Source organism: Botrimarina sp. (assembly GCF_040219535.1).
Classification (GTDB): Bacteria; Planctomycetota; Planctomycetia; order Pirellulales; family Lacipirellulaceae; genus Botrimarina.
In genome coordinates, this window is record NZ_JAVJSH010000032.1 from 81,305 (window position 1) to 101,822 (window position 20,518).

Here is a 20,518-nt window from a genome sequence, read left to right on the forward strand (position 1 = left end):
CCGCGCCTCGACGGCGTCGCGGCGAATGGACTTCAGCGGTCGGCGATCGCGTACAGCGCGTCGAACGTCCGCAGGTAGAGCACGCCGTCCACCACGACGGGGCTCGCGGAGATCGCCTCGCCCAGGTCGTTCTTGGCGAGCACCTCGAACCGCCGCCCCGCGCGGACCACAGTCACCACACCGCCGCGCGACGCCAGGTACAACCGCTCACCGACCAGCAGCGGCGAAGCCCGGTGCCGGTCGTTCTCGGTGCGCCGGTCGTAGAGCCGCTCGCCGGTCGCCGCGTCGAGGCAGGTGAGCGCTCCGTCTTCGCCGAGCAGGTACACCAGCCCGTCGGCCACCAGCGGGGAGGGCACGTCGGGCGTGCCGCGGTCGATGCGCCAGGCTTGGTGCTCGCCGCCGGCCAGGTCGCCGCGGCCGCCGAGTGTCACCGCGGTGACCGGCCCCTTCTTGGCCGTGGGGGCGACCACGAGGCCGTCGTTGGCGGCCGGCGAAGCGACGAACCGGAGCGTCGGGTGGTAGTTGCCCGGCGGGTTGACGTTCCCCACGCGCCAGAGCTCTTGCCCGTTGTGCGGGTCGTACGCGATCGTCGTGTCGGCCCCGTGGGTGACGAGCACCGCGTCGTCGCCGTGGCCGGCCACTATCGGCGACGCGTACGAGTGCTCGCACTCCTTCATCGCGTCGGTGTCGCGCGGCACGTCCCACAGGGTCTCACCGGTCGACAGGTCGAAAGCGGCGACCCGCGCCTCCTCGGTCGAGGGGTCGCCGTCGCCGTGCTGCCACTGCACCAAGACCTTGCCCCCGTGCAGCACCGGCGACGACGCGTAGCCGAACTGGATGTCGAGCGGCGTGAGCCGGTCGCCGAGTTGCAAGCGCCACACGGGTTCGCCGTCGACCGTGTAGCAGGCCATCATGCCGTCGCCCATGACGGCGACCACGTGGCGGCCGTCGGTCGTCGGCGACGCCGACGCCAGGTTGCCCTCGTCGCCGCGGAAGTGGGCGTCGCCGGTGGTGACCGTCCGCCGCCAAAGCGGCTCGCCGGACTGTGCGTCGAGCGCCATGAGCAACAGCTCGGCGCCGTCGGGCGTCGTCAAGAAGATCCGCCCCCCGGCGACCACCGGCGTCGAGCCGGCCGGGCCCGGCAGGGGCTGCCGCCAGAGGATGTTTTCGCTTTCGGACCAGGTTGTCGGCGCCGCGGCGTCGGCGGGCGCGACGCCGTTCATCTCCGGCCCGCGCCAGTGCGGCCACTCGGCCCCGTGGGCCCCGGCGACAAGGATCGTGACGGCTGTAGCAGTAATCAGACGAGTCATCCGGGTCGTTCCCTCCACGAGGCGCGCCGCCGGCGGCCGAGGGCCGCCGACGCTCAGCGGGCAACGCGTTCGCCCGCTACGATGGAACAGAGGTTACCCCCGCGCGGCCCGCGTTTCACTATGAAGCTGACTTCGATCCCGCAGGTTTACCGCAACGCCAACCGGTGGCGCGAGATCTTCGCCGTGCTGAGCAAGCACGGCGTGGCCGACGTGCTCGATCGGTTCGAGCCCCCCTTCGCGGGCCGGTTCGCCCGCAAAGCGACCGACGAAACCCACCGGCACCGCCGCGAGGCGCGGATCCGCCGCGCGCTGGAAGAACTCGGCCCCGCGTTCATCAAGTTCGGCCAGGTCCTCGCCACCCGGCCGGACCTGGTCGGCGTCGAGCTCGCGGACGAGCTGGCCAAGCTCCAGACCGACGCCCCCGCCGACCCGGCCGAGTCGATCCGCGCGACGATCGAGCACGAGATGGGCAAGCCGGTCGAGGCGTGCTTCGCCGCGTTCGACGACCGCCCGGTCGCGTCCGCTTCCATCGGGCAGGTGCACCGCGCGGTGCTGCCCGACGGCCGGCAGGTGGCGGTCAAGGTGCGCCGCGCCGGGGTCGATCGCTCGCTCCGGACCGACACCGACATCCTCGTGGGCTTGGCCGACCTAGCCGAGCGGCTGCCCGACTTTGCGCCCTACCGCCCCCGCGCGACGGCCCAAGAGTTCCAGCGCAGCGTGCGCCGCGAGCTGGACTACCGCGACGAACACAACCGGATCGAGCAGTTCCGTGCAGCGTTCCGCGGCGACGAGCGGATCCGCATCCCCGAGCCGTACCCCGAGCTCTGCAGCGAGCGGGTGCTCACGCTGGAGTGGCTCGACGGCTGGAAGCTCAACGACCCCGACTTCGCCGCCCACGCGCAAGAGGACCTCCCGCTGGTCGCGCGCCACGGCGCCGAGCTGTTCCTCGAGATGATCTTCGACCACGGCCTCTACCACGCCGACCCGCACCCGGGGAACCTCCTGGTCCTGCCCGGCGGGGTCATCGGCCTGCTCGACTTCGGCATGGTCGGCCGCATCAGCGACACCCTCCGCGAAGACCTCGAGGACGTGCTCATCGCGATCGCGGCCGACGACCCCCCCGAGCTGACCGCCGCGCTGCTGCGGATCGGCTCGCCCCCGCCCCACCTCGACGAGGACGCGTTCACCGTCGAGGTGGTCGACTTCGTCGACCGCTACGGCCGGCAATCGCTCGGGCGGTTCGACCTGGCCGGGGCGCTGACCGAGCTGTTCCGCCTGGTGCGGCGCCACGGCATCGCGCTCACGCCGCAGTTGGCGATGCTGCTGAAGCTGATGGTGATGCTCGAAGGCACGGCCAGGCTGCTCTCGCCCGACTTCAACCTCATCGAGCTGCTCGCCCCGATGCAGCGGAGGATGATGCTCCGCCGCTTGAACCCGCGGCGCCAAGCGAAGAAGGCGCGGCGGATGCTCGGCGAGGTCGAGCAGCTGGCCGAGGAGATGCCCCGGCGCGTGCGCGAGCTGCTCAACCAGTTCCAGTCCGGCAGCTTCGAGGTGCACCTCGAGCACCGCGGCCTGGAGCCGGCCGCCAACCGCCTGGTGCTCGGCCTGCTCACCAGCGCGTTGATCGTGGGCGGGTCGCTGATGGTCAGCCGCGAGGTGCTGCCCCTGTGGGGCGTGTCGGCGCCCGGGGTGATCGCGTTCGTGTTCAGCGGCCTGTTGGGGCTCCGTTTGCTCCGCGCGATCGCGAAGTCGGGATGGCTCGACACCCACTAGGGCGCCCGCCGCGCCGCCCGGCTGCCCCCCGCCGAGCGGGGGAAGACCGGCTCAGCCGCTCGCCCGCGCGGGGCGAGAGCACGCCACGAGGGCCGCTTCGATGCGGCTGTTGAGCCGGTCGAGCTCGGCCAGCAGCCGTTCCTGTCGCTGGTCGATAGCGGCGATCCGCTCGGCCGGCGTCGGCCGGTCGCTCGATCCGCTTTCTCGGTTGGCCATCGAAAACGCCCCGTTCCCTTGGCGCCAATCCCTGGGAGGTGGGTCGCCGCGCTGCGCGGCGGTCACTCGCCCTAAGAGGATCGACCCCCGGCCGCCCCGGCGTTGTGGCGGTTCCCGCAACAGGCGGGCCTGCTAGCGGGATCGGGCGCCGCTTGTAGCGACCGTGGAAACCGGCGAAGGGGGCGAGGTTTTGACGGTCGCGGACCCGGTTGCGGCCCGCGTGTGGCCGGCGGACGGCGCCGTCGCGGGGCCCATCCACACGCCAGGCCCGACCAGCCACCCGAGGGGGCTCCAAAGAGCGCGGCGCCGGAGCAGAGGGATGGCGTCGGCTCGGCGGGGGTGTTATACTTCCGGGTCTGCGGCATTCCGCTAGGCGGCCCCCGGTGGCCGGTCGACCCCACCCAACGCGCAGGAGCTGACGAACAACGTGGTTAAGCTGACCCTTCGAGAGAAAGAAACGGCCCAAGAGGCGGTGCGGCGGTTCCGCAAGCTCGTGGAGCGTAGCGGCATCAAGAAGGAAATGCGGATCCGCGAGTTCTACGAGAAGCCCAGCGCCACGAAGCGCCGCGCGAAGCTCCGCGCGCAGCGGCGTGCCCGCCGCGAACGCACCGCGCCGCGCTGATCGCGGCGTTCTCCGGTCGCTCGGCTGGACCCCGCAGCAAAACGAAAAACAGCAAGGCCCGCGTCGGAATCCCGACGCGGGCCTTGGTCGTTTGTGATCTTCCGGCGGCTCGCGGCCGACTAGAAGGCCGCTTCGGCGCGGATGAAGAAGCCGTCCAGCGTGAGCAGGTTGGCGTCGTCGGCCGAAACGATCTGCGTCGGCGTGCCGGCGGTGAAGTCGTACTCCAGGCGGTGGCCCAGGTCGTGCCAAGCCGAGAGCATGTAGCCCACCGACATGGTGATGTTCTGGGTCAGGTAGCCCGTCAGGCCGGCCTCGATGTCGGTGACCGGCACGATCTGCGTGGTGGTCATCGTCACGTCGGTGAACAGCGGGTCACGCGACGCGGTGTTCGTCACGTCGCCCAGCAGCAGCGAGATGTCGCCCCGAACGTACGCGCTCACCAGGCCGCTGCGGCCGAAGTACCGCCGGCCGAGCATGCCGAACCGGAGGCCGACGCCGTCGAACTCGACGGTGTTCGTTCCCGGGTTGGCGGAGAGGGCCGAGTTGGCCGGGTCGCGGTCGACGCCGTAGAGCAGCGAGCTCTCCACGTCGGCCACGCGGATGCCGCCGATCCAGGTGATGTCCCAGGCCGGGCAGAACGGGCCGCAGCCACACGGGTCGGCGCACACGCCGCAGTCACCACAGTCGCCGCACGAGAGCGGGCAGCCGAGCGGGATCGTCTTGCGGAACTCGATGTCGTAGATGTCCATCGACACGGACGACCTGCCGAACAGCGTGTCGCCCTCGCCCGGCACGATCTCTAGCGGCGCCGTGTACGAGATGCCCGTCGCGGTCGAGTCGCCCTGCGTGGGGGCGTTGAAGCCGCCGTCGGTGTCGAAGCTCGAGTAGGTGAACCGCACCTCGGCCGCGCACTCCGCCATGCGGACGCCGCCGAACACGCGGTACGAGCCGCTGTACTCGGAGTCGAACTGGTGGAGCGTCTCGAGGTCCTCGTTGAGGTCGAGCTCGCGGTAGGCGGTCGCCTCGCTCAGGTTGGACCTCAGCGAGATCCACTCGCCGCCGCCGAACACCTGGTACCGCCCCAGCATCGACCCCCCGACGACGCCCAGGTCGCAAGTCGGCCCGCAGGGGGCGCCCTCGCCGTAGCAGCCGTAGCCGCTGTCGCAGTTGACCTGCTTCACGCCGGCCTTGCTGTCCGCGTCCGCCGTAAACAGCGCCTGGCCGGCGCCGCTGGCGGCGGTTTGGCCCACCGCCGGGCCTGTCAGAGCGGTCACCGCGACGAGCGCGCACGCTCTCCGCCAATTAAGAGACATCCTGATTCCCCCCCCATGTGTGGTCACTCGGCGATCGCCGTCGGCGCTGCGGCCGACCGATCGTTCAGGCTCACCGGTCCCGCCGCCGACGCCGCGCGGTGCGCAACCCCGGCGCCAGAGCCTCGGCTCGGTTGATCGCCAATTCCTTCCCAAACATCGGACGCCGTGCGACCCGTCTTGCAGGGATTCCAGGAATTACCGGACCGTTCCCTACCACCCCTTTATCCGCTGCGACCGGGCCCGGCCGCATCGCGGGCGCCAGCACGCGCGCAACAAAAAAGGGCCATTCGGGGTCTCTGTGGGTGGCTTCGGAAGATTGGCGGTTGGCGACCTCAGCTCGGACAACAACAACGGGGGGTCGGGGCTTGAGCGGGCTCTAGATTCGAGAAGCACCCCAACCAAACGCAGCTTGGCGAGCCCGAGCCTAGGGAATCCTACCCACGGAAAACCCGGATGGACAAAAAAAAGCCCCCGCCGTTCGGCGGGGGCTTTTGTGCCCTTGGTTCACCAGCGCCGGCCCCCGGCCGGCCGATCGCTCCGGTTCAGCGTCGCCGCTTGGAACGGGCGCCGATCGTCGCGACGCCCAGCGCCGCCAGCAGCCCCGCGGCGGGCTCGGGGACGATCGGGATCGGGCCGACCATCACCCCCTGCTGCGGCACCGAGTAGGGGCGGGCCCGCTGGAAGAACTGCGTGATCGAGCCGTCGATGTCTTGGTTGGGGAGGGTCCCTCTCCATTCATCACCGCCCTCGAACGTGATGACGATCTCCGAGTTCTCGGACGTGTCGTCGCTGCCGTCGGACTTGAAGAAGACCGACGTGTAGTCGGCGAACAGCTTCTCGTTGGGCTCGTCCGGATCGCGGTTGATGTCGACCTGGAACCGCACGGTCTCGCCCGGCATCAGGCCGCCGTCGGTGAAGTCGATCACCAGCAAGTCGCCGTCCTCGTCGACCGACGTGTCGAACTCGATGTCCGGCGTCGAGTAGCCGGTGAACGCGTAGTCGGTCCCGTTCGCGGGGAACGCGCCGGCGTTCGTGTCTTCCTTGCGGAGGAACTGGTTCGAGAACTGGAAGGCCGTGTCGCCGATCGACATCTCGAAGCTCGTGATCGCGGACGGCGCGTCCGACGGGTTCGTGATCTCGATGAACGGCATGTTGTACTCGTACTGCTGCGTGGCCCAGCCGGCCCACAGGGCGAGCTTGTGCAGGTCCATCCGGTCGGGCTCGGCCAAGAGCACTTCGAGGCTGCTGAAGTTGACGGTCGGGTTCTGCGCGGCTGCGCGGGTCGTGAAGCCGCAAGCCATCGCGGCGGCGACAAGCAGTAGGGTCGTGCGTTGCATAGTCATGAGGGGGCGCCGTGTGGAGCCGGTCGGGATCGGGCGAACCGAGCGGCGTGGGGTCTCGGACAAACGGGTGACAACAGCTGGTGAACGGTCGAGGGAATCGTTGGGCGTCCGCGCAAACCCCGAGCCCAACGCCAACGGGGGCGTGTCGCGGGGGGGCCGCCAGCGGCGTCGAGCCGCCTGGCAGTCGGGGAGGCGTCCGGCTAGAGAATCCGGCGGAGGAGGCGGCTTTCGCCGAGCTAACCGCCCGCGGCCCGTGAGGGGCCGCCGCTGGGCGAGCGCGTAGCGAGAGCCGTTGTGTTAGCGGGGCTTCGCGTCGTCGGCTCGGGGAGGCCGAGTCACGATCAACAAGCGCCTAGCGAGTTCGCCTCGCCGGGGGCCGGGCGGGAGCGGTCGGCTGTGCGACCACCACCGGATTGACCGAATAACCAGGGCCTCGTCCGGGCCTTGCGGTCCGACTTGCTTCAGCCTCGGGACCCGCACAAGCGGGCAAGAGACCAATCGGGTCGAACCGTGAAGGCCAGGGCCGAACGACGGAATGGCTCCGCCGTCGCCGGATTGACACTCACGAGAACGACTCCCAGATGGTTTGAGGCGAGCAACTTGGCCGGACCGGACATCGGACTCGGCCAATCTCTTAGGCGGGCTTTCCCGGGCCGCGTCACGGCCGGCGCCGGCGTTTTTCGCCAGAACCGACCGCCACAACCGCCGCGGAAAGCCGCTGCAACTGTCCTCAGAGTAAACAACGCCGCGACGCTGTCAACGACTTTCCGCGGGCGATCGAAGTTTTCACAACGCCAAACGCATGTCGCTGCCGATGGATCGCCCCCTCGCCGGCTGGGGCTACGGGCTTGCCGCCCAGTCGAGCCCGAGGTCCAGAGCGACCGCCGAGTGCGTCAACGCGCCGACGCTGATCCGATCGACGCCGGTCGCAGCGATCGCGGCGATTGTGTCGAGCCGCACGCCGCCGGACGCCTCGAGGACGACCTGCGGCGCCTTCTTCTCTCTCAGCAGCACGGCCTCGCAGAGCTCCTCCGGCGGCATGTTGTCCAGCAGCACGATGTCCGGCCCCTCCGGGAGCACACCGCGCAACTGGTCGAGCGAGTCGACTTCGACCTCGATCACCCGGTCCGGCGCGGCCTTCCGCGCGCGGCGGACGGCGGCGGCCGGGGTGAGGCCCGCCTCGGCGGCTTGCGCGAGGTGGTTGTCTTTGATGAGCACCGCCTCGTCTAGGCCGCTCCGGTGGGTGTGGCCCCCGCCGCAGCGAACGGCGTACTTCTCCAGCCGGCGCCAGCCCGGCGTGGTCTTCCGCGTGTCGTACACCCGAGCGCCGGTCCCGGCCACGGCGTCGGCGTACCGGCGCGTGAGCGTCGCCACGCCGCACAAGCGGCTGAGCAGATTCAGCACCAGCCGCTCGCAGCGGAGCAAGTCCAGCGCGTTCCCCTCCAGCCGGCCGACGCGCTCGCCCGGCGCCAACGCGGCGGCGTCGTCCGATCGCGGCGCCCAAACGGCGTCGGCCCGGGCGACCTCGAGAACAACCCCGACGGCCCGCACGCCGGCCAGCACCCCCGCGCCGCGCGAGACCACGTCGGCAGCGCCGCGTCGGTCCGCCGCGACGATCGCTTGGCTGGTGATGTCGCCCGCCACGCCGAGGTCCTCGCGCAGCGCCAGGCGCACCAGCTCTCGGAGGTCGGCCTCCAGCGCGGCGTTCCACTCGGCGGGTGCGAAGTCGTTTGGCATCTTTTTGATTCCGTGAGGCTTCGACGGTGGAGGAGATCGTTGTCAGTTGTTGGTGGTCCGTGGCCAGTGGTCCGTGGTCCGTGGTCAGCTCCGGATAACCAGCCACCAGCCACCAGCCACTGACAACTGACAACTGACAACTGACAACTGACAACTGACAACTGACAACTGACAACTGACAACTGACAACCCTCTCATCCGCCGTTTGAAGTGAGAAGCGCGACGAAGTCGGCCTCGGACAGCACCGGCACGCCGAGCTTCTCGGCCTTGGCGAGCTTGCTGCCTGCTTTTTCGCCGGCGACCAGGTAGTCGGTCGACTTGCTCACGCTGAGGGTCGCTTTGCCGCCGGCGGCGGCGATCGCCGCGTGGGCCTCTTCGCGGGTGAAGCCCTCCAGGGTCCCGGTAACGACCAGCGTCTTGTCGCGCAGCGGCCCGTCGGCTGCCGCGGCGGGTTGCGCTTCCTCCGAAAGCTTGACCCCCTCCCGCGCGAGGTCGTCGAGGATCGCTCGGCCCCGCTCGCTGTGCAGGTACTCGTAGAGCGACCGCGCGATCTCGGGGCCGATGCCCGACTCTTGGCCGTCGACCTTGAAGCTCTCAAGCTCGTCGACCGTGGCGGCGCGGAGCGCGTCGAGCGAGGCGTACTGCTCCGCCAGGATGCGCGAGGCGGTCGAGCCCACGTGGCGGATCCCCAGCGCCGCGAGCACGCGCGTCAGCCCCCGGTCCTTGGCCGCCTGGATCGCGGCGAGCAAGTTGTCCGCCTTCTTCTCGCCCATCCGCTCGAGCGAGAGCAGCTCGTCGCGCTTCGTGTGCAAGCGGAACAGGTCGCCGTAGGAGGCCACCAGCCCCGCTTCGAGAAGCTGCTCGATGACCTTCTCGCCGAGCCCGTCGATGTCCATCTGGCCGCGGCTGGCGAAGTGCCACAGCCGCTCCTTGAGCTGCGCGGGGCATTCCGGGTTTGCGCAGTACCGGCCCGACTCTTGCAGCTCGTCGATCTGCTCTTCGCTCAGGGCGTCGTCGAACCGGACGCCCTCTTTCTCGGCGAGCTGGCGCGCGGCCTCGCGTCGGTCGCCGGTGCGCTCCAGCAGGCTCAAGAACCGTTTGTCGAGCTCCGTGACCACCCCGGTCCCGCACCAAGGGCAACGCTCGGGCAACCCGACCGGCCCGGGCCGGCCCGGCCGGTCGGCGTCGAGCACCCGCACCACCTGCGGGATGATCTCGCCCGCCTTCTCGATGAGCACCGTGTCGCCCAGGCGCACGTCCTTCCGCCGCAGCTCGCCCACGTTGTGCAGCGTGGCGTGCTGCACCGTGGTGCCGGCGACGAAGACCGGCGTCATCTTCGCGCGGGGCGTGAGCTTGCCGGTCTTGCCCATCTGCCACTCGATCTCCAGCAGCTCGGTCGGCGCCTGCTCGGTCGCGTACTTGTAGGCCATCCGCCACCGCGGGAAGCGGCTGGTGAAGCCGAGCCGCTCTTGCAGGTCGAACCGGTTGACGGTGACCACCACCCCGTCGACGCCGTACGGCAGGTCCTGTTTCTTGGTCTCGAAGTCGTTGATGTAGCGGTGGATGTCGTCGATCGTGTCGCCGTGGAAAGACAGCGGGCTGACCGGCAGGCCGAACCGCCGCGCCGCGTCCACCAGCTCGGCATGCGAACCGATCGGCGCGTCGCCGGAGAGCTCGCCGCAGCCGTGCACCAAGAGGCGCAGGCCGTGCCGCGCGGTGATCGCCGGATCGAGCCGCTTCAGCGCGCCGGCCGTGCCGTTGCGTGGGTTCACCAGCGGCTCCTCGCCACGCTCGACCAGCTCGCGGTTGACCCGCTCGAACTCTTCCTGCGGCATGTAGACCTCGCCGCGGAACTCGATGACCGAGGGGGCGTCGCCGGCCAGGGTGAGCGGGATGCTGCGGAGCGTGCGGAGGTTTTGGGTGACGTCGTCGCCGCGGCGGCCGTCGCCCCGTGTGAGGCCCTGCACGAAGCGGCCTCGCTCGTACCGCAGGCTTGCCGCGACGCCGTCCACCTTCGGCTCGGCGATGTAGCCGCCCGGGATCGGGTAGCCCTCGGCGGCCGCCTCTTCGAGCCGCGCCGCGCGGACCAGCCGCAAGCGGTCGCGCTCGGCGGCGGCCTCCTCCCGGCCCTTCTTCGACTCGGCGTCGCGCTTGCCCTTGAGCTCGCGCTCGCGGTCGTCCAGCCCGGTGAGCTCGGCGTCGATCTCCGCCAGGCGCGGGTCGACCGCCTCGAACGTGCGCTGCGCCCAGCGGGTGAGCTCCTCCTCGTCGTAGGAGTTGTCGATCGAGTACATCGGCCGCGCGTGCTCGACCGCGTTGAACGCGTCGAGCGGCGTGCCGCCGACACGCTGCGTGGGGCTGTCGGGAGAGGAGTGCTCGGGGTGCTCGGCCTCGAGCTCCTTGAGGCGCTGGAGCTTCTCGTCGTAGTCCCGGTCGCTGATCGTCGGCGCCGCGTCGACGTAGTACCGCCGGTCGTGGTCGCGGATCTCGCGGCGGAGCTTCTCGATCTCGTCTGCGACACTCATGCGGCTAGGCTGCTTTCGACCACGGATGACACGGATAGCCCGGACGAAGGATCGGTCCGCTTTCTGCCTTTGAGGTGTTCGTCGTGCAAAGCCGACGGCCGAAAGCCGGCAGCCCTTCCCCATCCGTGTGATCCGTGGTCCAGAAACACGGCGGCGTGTATCGTACGGGACTCCCCGCACCCGAGCCACGCCCGCTATGTCCGACCCGCCGGAACCCCACGCCAACGGCAAGGCGCCGATCGCCGTCCGCGGCGCGCGGACACACAACCTGAAGGACGTCGACCTCGACGTGCCGCGCGGCGAGCTGACGGTGTTCTGCGGCGCGTCGGGCAGCGGCAAGACGTCGATGGCGCTCGACACGCTCTACGCCGAGGGCCAGCGCCGCTACATCGAGAGCTTCAGCGCGTACACGCGGCAGTTCCTCGAGCAGCTCGACAAGCCCGATTGCGAGCGGATCGACAACCTGCCGCCGGCCATCGCGGTGACCCGCTCCAGCGGCTCTCGCTCCAACCGCACGACGGTCGCCACCGCCACCGAGGTGGCCGACCACCTGCGGGTGCTGTTCGCTCGGGTCGGCCAGATCGTCTGCCCCGACTGCGACCGCTCGGTCGGGCGCGACACGGTGGACTCGATCGCGGCCGCCCTCGCCGGGCTGCCCGAGGGCCAGCGCGCGATGCTCTGCTTCGAATCGGACGAGCCGGCCACCTCGCTGGTCGAGGCCGGCTACGTCCGCGCTCTGGTGGGCGGCGAAACCGTGTCGCTGGCGGACCTGGCGGCGGGCCAGCGGCCCGTGGAGAGCATCACGGTGGTCGTGGACCGCTTTGTGGGGGGGCGCCTCGATGAGGGGCGGTTGGCCGAGTCGATCGAGACCGCGATCGCCGGCGGCGAGGGGGCCTGTTTGGTGGTTGCTCCGAGGGCTGACCCCCTCGGCTCCGGTCCCGACGCGAGGGCAGAGTTGCAGCGGTTCGACACGCGGCTCCGCTGCAACAACTGCCGCCGCGAGTTCGCCACGCCCGAGCCGCAGCTGTTCAACTTCAACAGCCCGCTGGGCGCGTGCCCGGAGTGCGAGGGGTTCGGCAGCGTGGTCGAGACCGACATGGACCTGGTCGTGCCAGACAAGTCGCTCTCGCTGCGCCAGGGAGCGGTCGCCCCGTGGCGCACGCCGTCGTACGCGCACGAGCTCGAGGAGCTGCTCGCCCTGGCCGAGGACCACGGCGTCGACCCCGACGCGCCGTTCGAGCAGCTCCCCCCCGAAGCGGTGCGTGTGGTCGTCCAGGGGGCGCCCGACCGCGACTTCGGCGGACTCGACGGCTTCTTCCGCTGGCTCGAGCGCCGCAAGTACAAGATGCACCTGCGCGTGTTCCTCAGCCGCTGGCGCTCGTACCGCACCTGCCCGGTCTGCGCAGGCCAGCGCCTGAAGCCCGAGGCGCTCGCGGTGCGGGTCGGCGGCAAGAGCTTCGCCGACCTGATGGCGAAGGAGGTCCGCGGCGCCAGCGCGTGGTTCGAGTCGCTCGAGCTGTCCGGCGCGGGCCGCGAGGTCGCCCGCGCGGTGCTGGCCGACGTGGCGTCGCGGCTGGAGTTCCTCCGCAAGGTCGGCGTCGGCTACCTGACGCTCGACCGCACGCTCCGCACGCTCAGCACCGGCGAGGCCCAGCGGGTGGCGATGACCGCCACGCTCGGATCGAGCCTCGTCGACATGCTCTACGTGCTCGACGAGCCGACCACCGGCCTGCACCCGTCCGACGTGGCGCCGCTGGTCGACTCGCTGCGCCGGCTCCGCGACCGCGGGAACACCGTGGTGGTCGTCGAACACGACGAGCACGTGATCCGCGCGGCCGACCACGCCGTGGAGTTCGGCCCGCTGGCGGGCGTCGAGGGGGGCGAGGTCGTGTTCGCCGGCACGCCGAGCGAGCTCACGGCCGACAAGGCGAGCCGCACCGGCGACTGGCTCGCCGGCCGCCGCCTGGTTCGCAAGTCGGCCGACGACCGCCGGCCGCGCGACCACGGCAAGCTCACCCTGCTGGGAGCGACCGGCGCGAACCTCGGCGCCGGCGCGGCCGGGGGGCTCGACGTCGACATCCCGCTCGGCGTGCTCACGGTCGTGACCGGCGTGAGCGGCGCCGGCAAGAGCAGCCTCGTGCGGCGGACCCTCTTCCCCGCGCTCCACGAGCGGCTGCACGACAACGCCGGCGCCGGCGAAGCGCGGCACGGCGACGACCGCCCCCTGCCCTACAAGGACCTGCTCGGCTGGCGGCAGCTGGAGGACGTGCTGCTGGTCGACCAGTCGCCGATCAGCCGCTCGCCGCGCTCCAACCCGGTCACCTACGTCAAGGCGATGGACCCGGTCCGCGCGCTGTTCGCCGAGCTGCCCGACGCCAAAGCCCGCGGTTACACCGCCAGCCACTTCAGCTTCAACGTCGACGGCGGCCGCTGCGACGCGTGCCAGGGCGCCGGTTGGGTGAGCGTCGACATGCAGTTCCTCGCCGACATCACGATGCGGTGCCACGAGTGCGACGGGACCCGCTACAAGAGCGAGGTGCTCGACGTCCGCTACCGAGACCGCGACATCGCCGAGGTCCTCGACATGACCGTCCACGAGGCGATCCGCTTCTTCCGCGGCGAGGCCAAGGTCCAGCAGCGGCTGCGGCCGCTGGTCGACGTGGGCCTCGACTACCTCCAACTCGGCCAGCCCGCCAGCACGCTCTCCGGCGGCGAGGCCCAGCGCTTGAAGCTGGCCGGCCGCCTGACCACCAAATCGGCCGGCCGCACGCTCTTCTTGCTCGACGAGCCGACCACCGGCCTGCACTTCTGCGACGTCGAGCAGCTGATCGACTGCTTCTCGGCGCTGGTCGAGGTGGGCCACTCCCTCGTGGTGATCGAGCACAACGTGCCGATGATGATGGCCGCCGACTGGGTCATCGACCTCGGCCCCGGCGCAGCCGGCGACGGGGGCCGGGTCGTCGCCCAAGGCACGCCGGAGGAGGTCGCCGCGTGCGAAGGATCGGCCACCGGCCGCGTGCTCGCCGAGGCCTTCGCCCGCCGCCACGCCGCGCTGGCGGCCCTCGAGGAAGAAGAAGCCGCCCTCGGGGACGACTAAAGCCTCGCGCCCAGGCGCAGACAGCCGGATCTGGCATGAGGTGAGCCTTCCCATGCGAATTGACAAGACACCATACCGTAGTACTATTCCAAAGGGACCAACCACAAACACCGCTGCGTGGTGACCCATGGACTCAGGATGAGATACCAATCCACTCTGCGGGCGGTCTTCGCCGATCCTGTCCGCGCCAATATCGCTTGGGCAGACATCGAGAAGATGTTCGTCCGGCTGGGTGGTGAGGTCTCTGAGGGGGGTGGCTCTCGTGTTCGTGTCGCCCTGAACGGAGCGCGGGCTGTGTTCCACCGTCCGCACCCAGAGAAAGAAGCGAGCAAGCCAGCGATCCGGTCGGTCCGCCGTTTCTTGACCGAAGCCGGCGTGTCCAATCCGTGAATCAACCGATGCTCCAACACAATGGCTACTGCGGACGCGTTGAGTTCGACGACGAAGCGGGCGTGTTCCACGGGGAAGTGATCGGCCTTCGCGACGTGGTCACGTTCGAAGCGACCAACGTGCGCGACCTCCGGAAGGCTTTCCGCGAATCGGTCGACGATTACCTCGCCTTCTGCGCCGAGCGCGGCGAGGCGCCCGAGAAGCCGTGCTCGGGGAAGTTCGTTCTGCGGGTCAGCCCCGAGCTGCACCGACGCGCGAACCAGTTGGCCGCTGCCAGCGGCAAGAGCCTCAACGCATGGATCGCCGAACAGCTCGAACAGTCGGTCGGCGCGAAGTCACCGGGGTGATACCCGGCAGGGGATCTCCGAAGACCGCAGGCCGTCTGCATTCCTGCGCGCTAGAATCGACCGCATGCCCGACCGCTACGCCAAGCAGACACGCTTCGCCCCGCTCGGGGAGCAAGGCCAGCGGCGCCTCGGCGAGGCCAGCGTGCTGCTCTGCGGGTGCGGCGCGCTAGGGTCGGTCATCGCGCAGACGCTGGTCCGCGCCGGCGTGGGGCGGCTGACGCTCGTCGACCGCGACTTCCTCGAGCTGTCCAACCTGCAGCGGCAGGTCCTTTTCAACGAGGCCGACGTGGCCCAGCGGCTCCCCAAGGCGGTCGCCGCGGCCGCCCACCTGCGCGCGGCGAACTCCGAGGTCGAGGTCGAGCCGGTCGTGGCCGACGTGACCGCCGCGAACCTCGCCGGCCTGGCCGCCGGCCACACGCTGCTGATGGACGGCGCCGACAACTTCGAGACCCGCCTGCTCGTGAACGACTACGCCGTCCGCGAAGGCGTCCCCTGGGTGTACGGCGGCGTCATCGGCGCCGAAGGACGGGTGATGCCGGTCCTCCCCGGCGAGTCGGCCTGCCTGGCGTGCCTCGTCCCCGAGCCCCCCGCCCCCGGCGACACGCCCACCTGCGACTCGGCCGGCGTGCTCGGGCCGGCCGTCGGCGTGGTGGCCTCGCTGCAAGCGATCGAAGCGATGAAGCTCATCGCCGGCGCCGCCGACGCGGTCGCCCACGGCCTGACGGTCGTCGACCTGTGGGCGGGCCAATGGCGCCGCCTGGCCGTTCAACGCGACCCGCAGTGCCGCGCCTGTGGGCGCCGGCGGTTCGACTGGCTCGAGGGCCGCCGCGGCAGCCAAGCGGTGGTGCTGTGCGGCCGCGAGTCGGTGCAGCTCAGCCCGCCCCGCGGCGCGCCGCCGGTCGACCTGGAGGCCATGCGCGCACGGCTAGCTCCCCTGGGCGAGGTCGCCGGCAACGACTACCTGCTCCGCCTGCGCTACGAGGGCCACGACATCACCCTGTTCGAAGACGGCCGCGCCATCATCTCCGGCGTCGACGACGAAGCCGCCGCCCGCAGCGTGTGGGCCCGGTGCCTGGGGGGATGACGGTGAAAGGGGGAGGGAGCGGCGCCCTCTTGTGTCGCTTTGGCGGCCGCTGGTCGTTCGGCTTCCTCTTTCGTTGTTCGCTCTTCAACTCCAGGCCGCCGCGGCGCCGATACCAACATTACGGTCCGCTCCTCTGGTAGGCGTTGGCCGCTTGTCTTGCCTGGATCGGCCGCACGAGAACCTATGGCGATGGCGCCCTCGACCAACGCAGTGGCCGACGCCGCGCCGTCGTCCGTGCTGCTCGGCCGCCCACGGCCGCAACCACGCAAGGTGGTCGGCCGGCTGGGCCCGTGGCAACTGCTCCGCGCGATCGGCGACGGCGCCACCTCGCGGGTCTACCTGGCCCGCCCCGCCGGCGCGGACGACGCCGTCGGCTCCTATGCCGTGAAGTCGCTCCGCCGCGAGTGGTGGTCCGACCGGCGAGCGATCGAGTCGCAGCGGCGCGAGTCGATGGTCGGCGCGCGGGTCAACAGCCCCCACGTGGCGCCGATCTTGGCGGCCGGCGTGTCGGCGCCGCCGTACTACACGGTGAGCCCGTGGCTGGCCGGCCGGACCGCCGCGGCGATGCTAGCCGACGGCGCCCGCCCGCCGCTGCCGGTCGCCCTGTGGATCGCGCGGCAGGCCGCGCAAGGCTTGGAGGCCCTGTGGCGGCAGGCCGGCATGATCCACGGCGACGTGAAGCCCGCCAACCTGATGGTCGGCCCCGACGGGCACACGACCCTCATCGACCTGGGCTTCTGCAGCTCGCCAAGCGACGCGCCGTGCTGGGCCGATCGGCCGGTGATCGGCACGCTGCGTTACCTGGCGCCAGAGCGGGCGACGTCCGCCACGCGGATCGACCCGCGGAGCGACCTCTACAGCCTCGGCGCGACGCTCTACGAACTGATCGCCGGCCGCCCCCCGCACGACGGCGACACCCCCGCCGCGTTGCTCGCCCAGCACCGCTGCGAGCGGCCCGAGTGCCTCCGCTCGGCCGCGCCCGGCACGCCGAAGGCCGTCGCGTCGCTCGTGCACCGCCTGCTGGCCAAGGACCCGTTGCGGCGCCCGGCGAGCCACGCCGAAGTGGTCGACGAACTCGCGCGGCTCGAGATCGCCTGCTTCGCCATGCGGTGAAGCCCCGCGCGGCCGCCCTGCCCCACGGCCGTCCCGACTCGCCGCTTGTTCTACGGAGCGCCGAAGCAGCGATCGGCGATCGCCGCCAGGTGCCGGTGGTCGGTCCCGCAGCAGCCCCCCACGACCGACAGCCCGGCGAGCCGCTGGCGCAGGTCGGCCATGCGGCGGCCGAGGTCTGCCGGGTCCCCCTCGTCGAGCTCGGTCGCTTCTTCGAGCTCCGCGTGGCTCAGCATGCTGGCGTTCGCCCTCAGGCCCTTGAGCCGAGCGGCCCACGGCGCCGACGGGTCGAGCGTGTCGGCGAAGTGCGCCGGGTGCGCGCAGTTGATCATGTAGTAGGCCGGCGCGGCGTCGGTCTCTTCGTCGACCTGTTGGATCGCGTCGCCGAGGGGCTGCCCGGTCGGCAAGCGGCCGTCGGTCTCTACGGTGAACGAGATCGCCGAGGGCACGCCAGCCGACGCGGCGGCCCGCGCGACGCCGATCGCCTCCTCCACGTAGTTGAGCGTGAGCGCGGAGATCAGGTCCGCGTCGGTGGCCGCTAGGGCCTCGATCTGCGTGCGGTGGTACTCGGCCGCCTGGTCGGCCGTCATGCCTGAGTCGGGCACGTAGCCGTCGCCGCGCGGGCCGACGCAGCCGCTGATCGGCATCGGGATGTCGGCGGGCTGCTCATCGCGGTAGCTGCTCAGGAACTCGATCGCCCGCTCGTTGACCGCCGGCGTATCCGAAGCGGCGCCGGTCACCCTGGCGACCCAGTCGGGACTCGCCCGCCAGGTGGTCGACTCGAGCAGCAGCCCGGCGCCGTGCCGGAGTGCGATGGCCGTGTACGCGTCGAGGTACCGGGCGAGCAGCGTGCGGCCCGCCTCGTCGTCGAGCACGACGAACGAAGCGAAGTGCGGCAGGTCGAGCCCCTCTTGGAAAACCAGCACGGTCTCGAGCCCCCCGTCGGTCAGCACGGGGCGTCCGTCGAGCTGCGGCAGCGAGTCGCGATAGCGGGGCATGGCATGCCTCGGGGGGCTAGAGGGCGTGGGCCGAGCCGACCTGGGCCGTCCAGCGAGCGTCCGCGCAACACCGAACTCCTCAACATTCTATCGATGCTACCTGATTCCCGCGCAGCCGATCGCCCCCTGCTCGACCGAGCCGGCGCCCGGTACCCGAGCCAACTGGGCGGACGGTATAAACACGGCAGCGACCCAAGCCGGCCCCTCTTCCCCACTCATCACTTCTAGCAGGTTCATGGCGAGAAACTTCGCGATCGGCGTCGACTACGGCACCAACAGCGTGCGCGCCCTGGTGGTCGACACCGACTCGGGCGAGGAGGTCGGCACGGCCGTGTACGACTACCCGTCGGGCGACGCCGGCATCCTGCTCGACCCGGCCGACCCGAACGTGGCCCGCCAGAACCCGGCCGACTACATCGAGGGGTTCTACGCGGCGGTCGGCGGCGCCGTCGAGGCGGCCGCCGACGCCGACGGCTTCGCGCCGGACCGGGTGGTCGGGATCGGCGTCGACACGACCGGCTCCACGCCGATCCCGGTCGACGCGCAAGGCACGCCGCTCGCGCTCGACCCGAAGTGGCGACACGAGCCGGCGGCCCACGCATGGCTCTGGAAGGACCACACCTCGCACGCCGAGGCGCAGCGGATCACCGAGCTCGCTACCCAGCGCGGCGAGCCCTACTTGGCCAAGTGCGGCGGGGTGTACTCGTCCGAGTGGTACTGGGCCAAGATCGCCCACTGCATGGCCTCGGCGCCGGCCGTGGCCGAAGCGGCCGCCGGCTGGGTCGAGCTGGCCGACTTCGTCCCCGCTTGGGTCACCGGCACGCAGGCGCCGGGCCGCTGCTCGCGCGGCGTGTGCGCCGCCGGCCACAAGGCGATGTGGGCCTCGGACTGGGGCGGGTTGCCGTCGGCCGACTTCCTGGAGGCGGTCCAGCCCGGCTTGTCGCGGTTCCGCTACGAGACCCCGGCCGTGCCGTCCGACCACAAGGCCGGCGACCTCACGGCCGAGGCCGCCGACCGCGTCGGCTTGCCCGCCGGCGTGCCGGTCGCCGTCGGCGCGTTCGACGCGCACATGGGCGCCGTGGGCGCCGGCGCGGGGGATGGCACGCTGGTGAAGATCATGGGCACCAGCACCTGCGACTGCCTGCCCGCGCCGATGGACCGCGAGCTGCCCGACATCCCGGGCCTGTGCGGCGTGGTCCCCGGCTCGATCCTGCCCGGCATGTACGGCCTCGAGGCGGGCCAATCGGCCGTCGGCGACATCTTCAACTGGTTCGTAAAGCACCTGGCGCCGGCCCAGTACGGCCAAGGCGCCGAGGCCCATGCCGGGCTCAGCGAAGCGGCGGCCGAGATCGCCCCCGGCGCGTCGGGCCTGGTCGCGCTGGACTGGAACAACGGCAACCGGACCGTGCTGGTCGACCCGCTGCTCAGCGGCCTGCTCGTCGGCCAGACGCTGCACACCACCGCGCCGGAGGTCTACCGCGCGTTGGTCGAGGCGACCGCCTTCGGCGCGTTGACCATCATCAACCGCTTCGAGGAGTACGGCGTCGCGGTGCGCGAGGTGATCAACTGCGGCGGCATCGCCGAGAAGAACCCGCTGGTCATGCAGATCTACGCCGACGTGTGCAACCGCCCGATGAAGGTCAGCCGGTCGGCCCAGACCTGTGCGTTGGGCGCCGCGATCTTCGGCGCGGTGGCCGGCGCCGCCCACCCCGACGCGCCGGCCGCCCAGCGCGCGATGACCGGCGTGAAGCCGACGGTCTACGAGCCGATCCCCGCCAACGCGGCCGTCTACGCGGAGCTCTACCGGGTCTACAAGACGCTGCACGACGCGTTCGGCTCGGCCGGCTGGAGCGGCTCGCTGGCCGGCGTGATGAAGGACCTGATCGCGATCCGCAACCGCGCACGCAAGGGCTGACCCGCGATGCTCGAACCGCTCAAAGAACAGGTCTGCCAGGCCAACCTCGACCTCGTGTCGGCCGGCCTCGTCACGCTCACCTGGGGCAACGCCAGCGGCCTCTCCGACGACCGCCGGCTGATGGTCATCAAGCCCTCCGGCGTGCCCTACGACCGCATGCGGCCTAGCCACATGGTGGTGGTCGATATCCAGTCCGGCCGGGTCGCCGAGGGCGACCTGAAGCCCAGCTCCGACACCGCCACCCACCGGCTGCTCTACCAACGCTTCGAAGCGGTCGGCGGTGTGACCCACACCCACAGCCCCAAGGCGACCGCCTTCGCCCAGGCGCGCCGCGCGTTGCCGGCCTTCGGCACGACCCACGCGGACCACTTCTACGGCCCCGTGCCGGTCACTCGGCCGCTGACCGCCGCGGAGATCGACCAGGCGTACGAGCACAACACCGGCGAGGTCATCCTCGAAGCCTTCACCGGCGCCGACCCGATGGCCGTGCCCGCGGTGCTCGTGGCGGGCCACGCGCCGTTCGCTTGGGGCGCCGACGCGGCCGAGTCGGTGAAGAACGCCATCGCGCTGGAGGCCTGCGCCGCGATGGCCCTCGACAGCCTGCTCTTGCAGCCGGACCTCGGCCCGGTCGAACCCTACCTGCTCGACAAGCACTACCGCCGCAAGCACGGCCCCGACGCGTACTACGGCCAAAGCTAGAGCCGCTCCACCCCGCGAATCTGCCTCCCGCAATCCCAG

Annotated in this window: 16 protein-coding genes; 9 read left to right on the forward strand and 7 right to left on the reverse strand. The window is 71.0% G+C overall.

What is annotated here, in order from left to right; translation table 11 throughout:
• Positions 1–32: 32 nt before the first annotated feature.
• The gene (locus RIC11_RS18490; RefSeq protein ID WP_350213753.1) at positions 33–1,310 is read right to left on the reverse strand and encodes an outer membrane protein assembly factor BamB family protein; all 1,278 of its coding nucleotides are present in this window, start codon (positions 1,308–1,310) and stop codon (positions 33–35) included.
• A 120-nt stretch (positions 1,311–1,430) separates the two neighbouring features.
• On the opposite strand from RIC11_RS18490, the gene RIC11_RS18495 reads away from it, so the two are divergent.
• The gene (locus tag RIC11_RS18495) at positions 1,431–3,083 is read left to right on the forward strand and encodes an ABC1 kinase family protein (protein ID WP_350213754.1); all 1,653 of its coding nucleotides are present in this window, start codon (positions 1,431–1,433) and stop codon (positions 3,081–3,083) included.
• 51 nt (positions 3,084–3,134) lie between these two features.
• On the opposite strand, the gene RIC11_RS18500 is transcribed toward RIC11_RS18495, so the two are convergent.
• On the reverse strand, positions 3,135–3,299 hold the full coding sequence (locus RIC11_RS18500) for a hypothetical protein (protein ID WP_350213755.1): 165 nt from the start codon (positions 3,297–3,299) through the stop codon (positions 3,135–3,137).
• A 427-nt stretch (positions 3,300–3,726) separates the two neighbouring features.
• Here RIC11_RS18500 and rpsU point away from each other — a divergent pair, with 427 nt between their 5' ends.
• Positions 3,727–3,921, forward strand: coding sequence for a 30S ribosomal protein S21 (gene rpsU, locus RIC11_RS18505; protein WP_350213756.1), 195 nt, complete (start codon positions 3,727–3,729; stop codon positions 3,919–3,921).
• Positions 3,922–4,040: 119 nt separating this feature from the next.
• Here rpsU and RIC11_RS18510 read toward each other — a convergent pair whose 3' ends face one another.
• The 4 genes from RIC11_RS18510 to ligA all read right to left on the reverse strand — a co-directional run bounded on the left by RIC11_RS18510 (position 4,041) and on the right by ligA (position 10,839).
• The gene (locus RIC11_RS18510) at positions 4,041–5,195 is read right to left on the reverse strand and encodes an Lpg1974 family pore-forming outer membrane protein (protein ID WP_350213757.1); all 1,155 of its coding nucleotides are present in this window, start codon (positions 5,193–5,195) and stop codon (positions 4,041–4,043) included.
• Positions 5,196–5,776: 581 nt separating this feature from the next.
• Positions 5,777–6,577 (reverse strand): hypothetical protein, encoded by an 801-nt coding sequence (locus tag RIC11_RS18515; RefSeq protein WP_350213758.1) that lies wholly within the window; start codon positions 6,575–6,577, stop codon positions 5,777–5,779.
• A gap of 840 nt (positions 6,578–7,417) precedes the next feature.
• Positions 7,418–8,314, reverse strand: a complete 897-nt coding sequence (gene nadC, locus RIC11_RS18520) for a carboxylating nicotinate-nucleotide diphosphorylase (protein WP_350213759.1) — start codon at positions 8,312–8,314, stop codon at positions 7,418–7,420.
• Positions 8,315–8,508: 194 nt separating this feature from the next.
• The gene (gene ligA / locus RIC11_RS18525) at positions 8,509–10,839 is read right to left on the reverse strand and encodes an NAD-dependent DNA ligase LigA (RefSeq protein WP_350213760.1); all 2,331 of its coding nucleotides are present in this window, start codon (positions 10,837–10,839) and stop codon (positions 8,509–8,511) included.
• 196 nt (positions 10,840–11,035) lie between these two features.
• Here ligA and uvrA point away from each other — a divergent pair, with 196 nt between their 5' ends.
• The 5 genes from uvrA (at position 11,036) to RIC11_RS18550 (ending at position 16,870) form a co-directional block, all read left to right on the forward strand.
• A complete protein-coding gene (gene uvrA, locus RIC11_RS18530) occupies positions 11,036–13,936 on the forward strand; it encodes an excinuclease ABC subunit UvrA (protein WP_350213761.1) in 2,901 nt (966 codons plus the stop codon).
• A gap of 138 nt (positions 13,937–14,074) precedes the next feature.
• Positions 14,075–14,326: a type II toxin-antitoxin system HicA family toxin gene (locus RIC11_RS18535; protein WP_350213762.1), complete on the forward strand. Its 252-nt coding sequence runs from the start codon at positions 14,075–14,077 to the stop codon at positions 14,324–14,326.
• An 8-nt stretch (positions 14,327–14,334) separates the two neighbouring features.
• Positions 14,335–14,673, forward strand: a complete 339-nt coding sequence (locus tag RIC11_RS18540; RefSeq protein ID WP_350213763.1) for a type II toxin-antitoxin system HicB family antitoxin — start codon at positions 14,335–14,337, stop codon at positions 14,671–14,673.
• Between the two features lie 64 nt (positions 14,674–14,737).
• Entirely contained in the window at positions 14,738–15,757 is a 1,020-nt protein-coding gene (locus RIC11_RS18545; protein ID WP_350213764.1) for a ThiF family adenylyltransferase, read from the forward strand.
• Positions 15,758–15,946: 189 nt separating this feature from the next.
• Positions 15,947–16,870: a serine/threonine-protein kinase gene (locus RIC11_RS18550; protein WP_350213765.1), complete on the forward strand. Its 924-nt coding sequence runs from the start codon at positions 15,947–15,949 to the stop codon at positions 16,868–16,870.
• 50 nt (positions 16,871–16,920) lie between these two features.
• Here RIC11_RS18550 and RIC11_RS18555 read toward each other — a convergent pair whose 3' ends face one another.
• A complete protein-coding gene (locus RIC11_RS18555) occupies positions 16,921–17,865 on the reverse strand; it encodes a homocysteine S-methyltransferase family protein (protein WP_350213766.1) in 945 nt (314 codons plus the stop codon).
• Positions 17,866–18,100: 235 nt separating this feature from the next.
• On the opposite strand from RIC11_RS18555, the gene RIC11_RS18560 reads away from it, so the two are divergent.
• Both RIC11_RS18560 and araD read left to right on the forward strand, forming a co-directional pair.
• Positions 18,101–19,780, forward strand: coding sequence for a ribulokinase (locus RIC11_RS18560; RefSeq protein WP_350213767.1), 1,680 nt, complete (start codon positions 18,101–18,103; stop codon positions 19,778–19,780).
• A gap of 6 nt (positions 19,781–19,786) precedes the next feature.
• Positions 19,787–20,479: an L-ribulose-5-phosphate 4-epimerase AraD gene (gene araD, locus RIC11_RS18565; RefSeq protein WP_350213768.1), complete on the forward strand. Its 693-nt coding sequence runs from the start codon at positions 19,787–19,789 to the stop codon at positions 20,477–20,479.
• Positions 20,480–20,518 lie beyond the last annotated feature (39 nt).